Source organism: Sphingobium jiangsuense, from assembly GCF_014196495.1.
GTDB lineage: Bacteria > Pseudomonadota > Alphaproteobacteria > Sphingomonadales > Sphingomonadaceae > Sphingobium > Sphingobium jiangsuense.
Genome location: NZ_JACIDT010000047.1, coordinates 1 through 5,957 on the forward strand (window position 1 = coordinate 1; position 5,957 = coordinate 5,957).

The 5,957-nt window shown below is 63.4% G+C and carries 4 protein-coding genes; all 4 read left to right on the forward strand.

Going from position 1 to position 5,957, the window contains the following annotated elements; translation table 11 throughout:
• Positions 1-113 precede the first annotated feature (113 nt).
• Genes GGR43_RS23100 through GGR43_RS23115 form a run of 4 tightly spaced genes read left to right on the forward strand, consistent with a single transcriptional unit; the run spans position 114 to position 5,783 of the window.
• Positions 114-1,526, forward strand: a complete 1,413-nt coding sequence (locus GGR43_RS23100) for a tyrosine-type recombinase/integrase (protein ID WP_188074058.1) — start codon at positions 114-116, stop codon at positions 1,524-1,526.
• A gap of 2 nt (positions 1,527-1,528) precedes the next feature.
• Complete coding sequence (locus tag GGR43_RS23105) at positions 1,529-3,295, forward strand: hypothetical protein (protein WP_188074059.1); 1,767 nt, start codon at positions 1,529-1,531, stop codon at positions 3,293-3,295.
• Entirely contained in the window at positions 3,262-5,412 is a 2,151-nt protein-coding gene (locus GGR43_RS23110; protein ID WP_188074060.1) for a hypothetical protein, read from the forward strand. Before GGR43_RS23105 ends, GGR43_RS23110 begins: the two co-directional genes overlap by 34 nt.
• Positions 5,409-5,783: a hypothetical protein gene (locus tag GGR43_RS23115; protein ID WP_188074061.1), complete on the forward strand. Its 375-nt coding sequence runs from the start codon at positions 5,409-5,411 to the stop codon at positions 5,781-5,783. The genes GGR43_RS23110 and GGR43_RS23115 overlap by 4 nt, the downstream gene beginning before the upstream one ends.
• The last annotated feature ends 174 nt before the right edge of the window (positions 5,784-5,957 follow it).

Below are 5,957 nucleotides of genomic sequence, written 5' to 3' on the forward strand. Positions count from 1 at the left end.
ATTATGCCGTCATTGAGACGTATCGGTTTGCTTTGACCTGGCGCGCTATCAGGCCCATCGTCGCTCTCATTCGCCGATCATAGCCAGGCGGACAGCCTGAGTTCGGAGGCGACATGCATTATTTCCAGTTTGATCCGGGCCGCGCGGTCGAGCCGATCCTGCTTGACGGTAAAGTCCTCCGTCCCCCGCTCGATCCCGCAATCCTCCACCGCCTCTCCTCTTTGCTGCCCGAGACTGACCTCCCGATGCTCATCGACGCCGAGGGGAGACCGGCGCGCGAGCTGAATGCCTTCACGTCGTTCCTGCGATCGGATGGCGTGTCGCTTGCCAGCGCGGGGCACTATGCCCGCGATCTGCAAATCTTCGCTCGCTACCTGAACGATCTGCATGGGAAGGCGCTGCTCGATGCCTCGGACGCCGACGTCGGAGCCTATCGGCGCCTTCGCCTGGAAGGACCGTCGACGATGCGGCTCATGGGATCGTCGTGGAAGCGCACGTCAGCCGCTTTGACGCGCTTCTATCAATGGGCGGCAAGCGCGGATGTAGCGCTGATGGAGACCGCGCCGCGGACCAGGTTCCGTCGTGATGGCGCCGTCGCCGATGACAGCGTCAAGATGGTGTCGATCGAAGACTATGTCGTGTTCCGCGAGCATGGCCTCCTGGGCAGAAACAATAGCGAGGCCGAGCGGCGACGCTTGCCTCTCCGAGATGCGGCGTTCGCTGAGTTGCTCGTAACGACCGGAGTCCGGCTCGAAGAGGGAGCAAGCCTTCTGGTGGGTGAGCTGCCCGAGATGGACGCGAGCGCCTTCAACGCCGGTCGCAGCACGATGGTCGATCTTCCTGCGACGATCACCAAGGGTCGCAAGCCCCGATCGGTCCCGTTCCCGAAACGGGTCGCGGGCAGCTTCATCGACGTTTATGTCCGCGAGGAGCGATCTCGCCTCGTCGACCGCTGGCGGCGTGCCGGCGGCGTCCGGACAATGCGTGATCCGCTAGTCGGACGGCGGGTTGGCGGCGCGCGCATCGCGATCGCGGGCGAGGACAGCCCGAGACCGATCGCGTCGCTTCGGATCGGCGAACGCCGAAACCTTGTGCTGTTGCCGGGTGCGGGTGCCTCATTGGATCACGCGCAGCCCGCGTCATTGTGGCTGGCGCAGGACGGCGGCGCCATGACGACGGCCGCTTGGCAGTCCATCTTCCGACGCACCAGCGCCGCCCTGTCGGCGTCGATCGGTCGTGACATAGCGATATCTCCACACACGCTGAGACATACGTTCGCGGTCTATTGGCTCACGCACCTCATCAAGGCCGAAGTCGCGCGGTTGGACAGTGGCGTGCGCGCCGATCGGACCGAGGAAGTCTATCTGAAGGTCGTGGCCGATCCGCTGCGGCGCCTGCAACGCTGGCTGGGGCATGCAAGCACGCTGACGACGCAGAAATACCTGGCCTATGTCGATGAAGCGTTCGAGATCCTCGATGACGCCGCCGACGCGCTGGATGCCCGACTTGCCGGGGCGACGACCTGATCGTGGCGCGTGCGAAGCTTCACTTCGACGACGCGCTATGTGAGGAAGCCGCCAATCCCGATGCGGTGGTGGCGTATCATCATTGCGATGGTGTCGGACGGGAGTTGATCTGGTTGCTTCACGAGGTCGGAAATGACGCCCTCGGCCGCGATCTGGCGATTTATCTGGGACCGATGATGCGTGAGATGTTCGCCGGCATGGCGACGCCGACCGTCAAACAGCACCGGCAGAGCTGGGTGCAGCTCGGCAGCGTGCTGGCGGAATGCGGACGTTCGACTGACGGGCTTCGCACGATCAGCGCCGCCGACATCGACGCGTGCGACAATCGGGGTCAATACTCGCGGTTCCGTTGCCTTATCCATGGCCTGCGCGCGATTGACGCGCAGCACCCCGACCTACTGCGGGCTGATGCGAGGCGCCGCCTGAACTTCGTCAGCCGTTACAGCAACCGTCTCGTCTCGCCGCGAGAGCCGTTGACGCCTTTTGTCGCGCGAGTCCTGAAGGAAGCCGCCGACGAAAGGGTCGTGGCCGCTCGCGACCGCATCTTCGCTGGTCGCGAGCGGGTCGCCGCCCTGCGGTCCGCGCCATCACCCACCAGGTTCGAGCAGGCCATCCTGCGGCTGGCCGATGGCGATCGGCCCACGAAAGCACAATACGACCTGTTCAAGTGGCGCAGGATATCGACCACGACCGTGACCGATCTGAGGGTGATGACGTTGGCCGATGCGGTCTACTTCGTCATCGCGCTCGCATTGCGGATCGAAATGCCGATCGAGTGCCTGAAGACCTTGCGCCGGGACTGCCTCAAGAACCCGGCCCGGGGCTATGTGACCATCGAATATGCGAAGGGTCGAGGCGGAGCGCGGGCCAGGATCAAGCGGGAGCGCGTTCGCGATGGCGGGATCACCACGCCCGGCGGCCTCATCCGGCTTGCGCTGGACCTGTCGCAGCCGGCAGCAGAACGCTTGGCCGAATGCGGGCATGCCGATGCGGACTATCTCTGGATCGGGTTCGTCCGGCTCGACCGCCCGGCCTGGCGCCGGTTCAAGCTCTCCAAGAATAACTTCCAACACGCCGTCGGCGACCTGGGGCTCCATGACGAAAGCGGGGAGCCCATCGGCTGCGTCATGCAGTCGAGCCTGAGAAAAACCGTCAAACGCGACAATTACCTGCGACACGCGGGCCATCTGCGCCGCTTCGCCAGTGACCACTCCCGCGAGGTGGCGGCGAGGCATTATGCGTCGGTGGAGGGCCTTCGAGAAGAGCATGCCCGTTCGATCGTGGCGGCCGAGACCCATCTCTTCGACATGGCGATGTCGCCCCTCGTGCTGGCTCCGGAAGAGGAGCAAGACGCCGCCGAGCAAGGTCTGTCGGTAGCGGGACGCATTATCGATGGCGCCGAGGCGGCGCAGCTTATGGGCGGCGCGTCCGACACCTTCCTCGGCATCTGCGCCGACTTCTGGTCCGGCCCATCGCCGCGCGCCGAAGATGGCTCCTGTGCAGTCGCTTTTACGGGCTGCCTGCATTGCCGCAACGCCGTCTTCACCCGCCGCAAGCTGCCGGCGCTGCTGACCTATATGGACTGGCTGGAGGACCGCAGGACCGTCCTGACCGAAGCGAGCTGGGCGGGCGCGCATGGAGCGGACTTCGATCGGATCGCCATACAGGTGCTGCCGGCGTTCGCCGCGGGCGATATCGAACATGCACGCGCGCTGATGGCGGCCGAGCCTCGCGGATGCGCGTTGCCGCCGCATATCGTGCGCGGATGATCCGGACAGGCACTCTCGCAAAGGTCGGCGCCGGATGGCGGCTCGATCGCAATCTGAAGGTCGTGCCGCCGCATCTGGTGATCCCCGGACGCGAGGCCGAGAATATGTCTCGTGTGGGTGACGACGAATGGAATCTGGGTTGCTGCTTTGCACGGCCCGCCGAGTCCTGCGACCAGCGCATCAAGTTCACCCTCAGCACCGACCCGGATGAACGGGAGTTGATCCGCGAATATCTGTTCCTGGCGCTGAACGGCGGTCATGAGAGCAGGTCAGGCAATATGAAGCCGTTGAGACCTGGTTCCCTTCGTTATACCGAACTGCTCATCAGAAACGTCCTGCGGGACGTGCGGACCAGCGGCATAGCGCTTCACGACGTCGACCAGCCATGGCTCGATGGCTGGTTGGCGAATCTGCGCCACCTCTCACCCACCAGCCTCGTCCACCGGATCATGTGCATCCGCAGGCTGGCCCACTATGCGCCGATGCTGTCGTTCCGCACGATCGAGGTCACGCCTTGGGGAAGCCGCTCGGCGGCACGGGTGGCCGGCTACCGGAAGGGGCGTGACGAGAATGTCACGCGCCGTATCCCTGAGGAGATCAGCGCGCCGGCGTTACGGTGGGCGATGTTCTACGTCGACCATGGCGTTGATGACCTCATCACCCGTCACCGGGTGACGAGCATCCCGATCGACGGCCCTCGGAAAAGGACGACGATCAAGGAGAGCGACAGGCTACTGGAAGGGTATCTTGATCGCCTCGGCGAAGCGGGCGGCCGTGTGCCTGTTCACGAGAACGGTGAACCGGAATGGGCCGAGATCAGCCGTGGGTGCGGCCTGCGAAAATCCGTGCTGATAGCTCGGCAGGACAAAATCTTCCGCGCAATGCAGGTGTGCGGGACCGAGCGAGCGGGCGCCGCGCAGCGATGGACGACCCTGCCGGGAACCTCCACGCCCTGGCGCACCTATCTCTCCAGCCAGCATGTGCGCATCGCCTTCTTCCCGGCGTTGGCAGCTTGCTATCTTGTCATCGGCCTGTTGTCCGGGATGCGCTCGGAGGAGATCGCGACGCTTGCTCGCGGATGTCTCCGCACGATCCGGGATGCTAACGGACGCCACGTTCGATACGAAATCTCTGGCTATGTCCTGAAAGGGCGCCGCGATGCAGGCGGCGCCAGGCATCGATGGGTCGTTGTAGAACCTGTCGCGCGCGCGATCGCGGCGGCGATCCGTCTTCAGGATCACATGCATGATCAGCGATCGCCAGGGGAGCGCCTTGGCGACGACGATCCGCTGTTCACGCCTGCATCGATCCGATCGCCGGGCACCAGCGGCCTGACATCCACAAAGGCCAAACGATACCTCAATCTGTTCGCCGACGAATGCCGCCGACTTGTCGAGGAGATGGTGGCGACTGCATCAAACTCGGAAGCCCGGTCGATCCAGTCACTCTACCTCATCCCCGATGACGGCGAAGCGGGCGCGTGGCACTGGACGACACGGCAGCTCCGGCGAACGCTGGCCTGGTATATCGCCAGTCAGCCGTTCGGTGTTGTCGCGGGCATGTTGCAATATGGCCATGCCAGTATAGCGATGTTCGAGGGCTATGCTGGCAGCTCCGAGTCCGGGTTCCGCGCCGAAATCGAGGAAGAACGGCGGCTCGCCCAGCTTGGTGACATCGTCGAGATATATGAGGACTGGAAAGTGGGCATCGGCCCGGGTGGGCCGATGCGAACGAAACTTGTCGCCGAGTTTATGCGGGTGCGAGATCAGCTTGGAGACCTGCCAGGGTCGGTTGTGAGCGAGCGGCGTCGCCAAAAGATGCTCGCCAACACCGCGGTCACGCTCCATCCCGGCTACATCAACGACTGCTTCTTCTATGCCGATCATGCGCTTTGCTTGAGAGGCAGCGAGCCGGGAACCGCGCCAGCCTTTGCCAGATGCCAGCCATCGAAATGCCCGAACAGTGTCATCGCGAAACGGCATGCGCCTGCACTGCACGCATGCATCGCCGATGCCGAAGAGATGAAGATCGGCGTCGTGCTGAGCCCGATCCAGCGACACGCGATCGATGCGCAGATCGACCTTTATCGGCAGCTCGTGGAGCAGGTCGAACCATGAGCGCGGCGCCGACCGGAAAGCGGAGCGCCATCACCACTGCCGCCTTGCTGTCAGCCTATCAGCGCCTGAGTGCCGGAACGGCCGACATCACCAACGGGAAAGTGAGCGTGGCCAATGTCGCCCTCGAGGCCGGTGTCAGCCGCGCCACGGCTTACCGATGCCCCGAGTTGCTGGCGATGTTCGCATCCTCGCCAAAGCCCGCAAGACGGAAAGCCGTTGAGGTCTCCAATCAGCGCGAGCTTCGCGAGGTGATCGAACGGCTCCTCAATCGGATCATCGTTCTCGAAGCAATGCTGAAAGCCAAGAACGGTGAGATCGACAAGCTGCGATCAATGTTGCCCGGCCTCGCTAACGTGCGTTCCGAATCATAGGCTACGTTGTTCCGCCTTCGGCGGTTGCGTTCGCGACAGTTGCAAAGTGCAGTAGCGCTTTGCAACTGTCGCGAACGCTCGAAATAGACGCAAAATGTCTCAAACGTCGGAATTTTATTATCGACATTAAAACAGCGGCTTACCCTGAGACGAGACATCGTCTGCAAACATAAG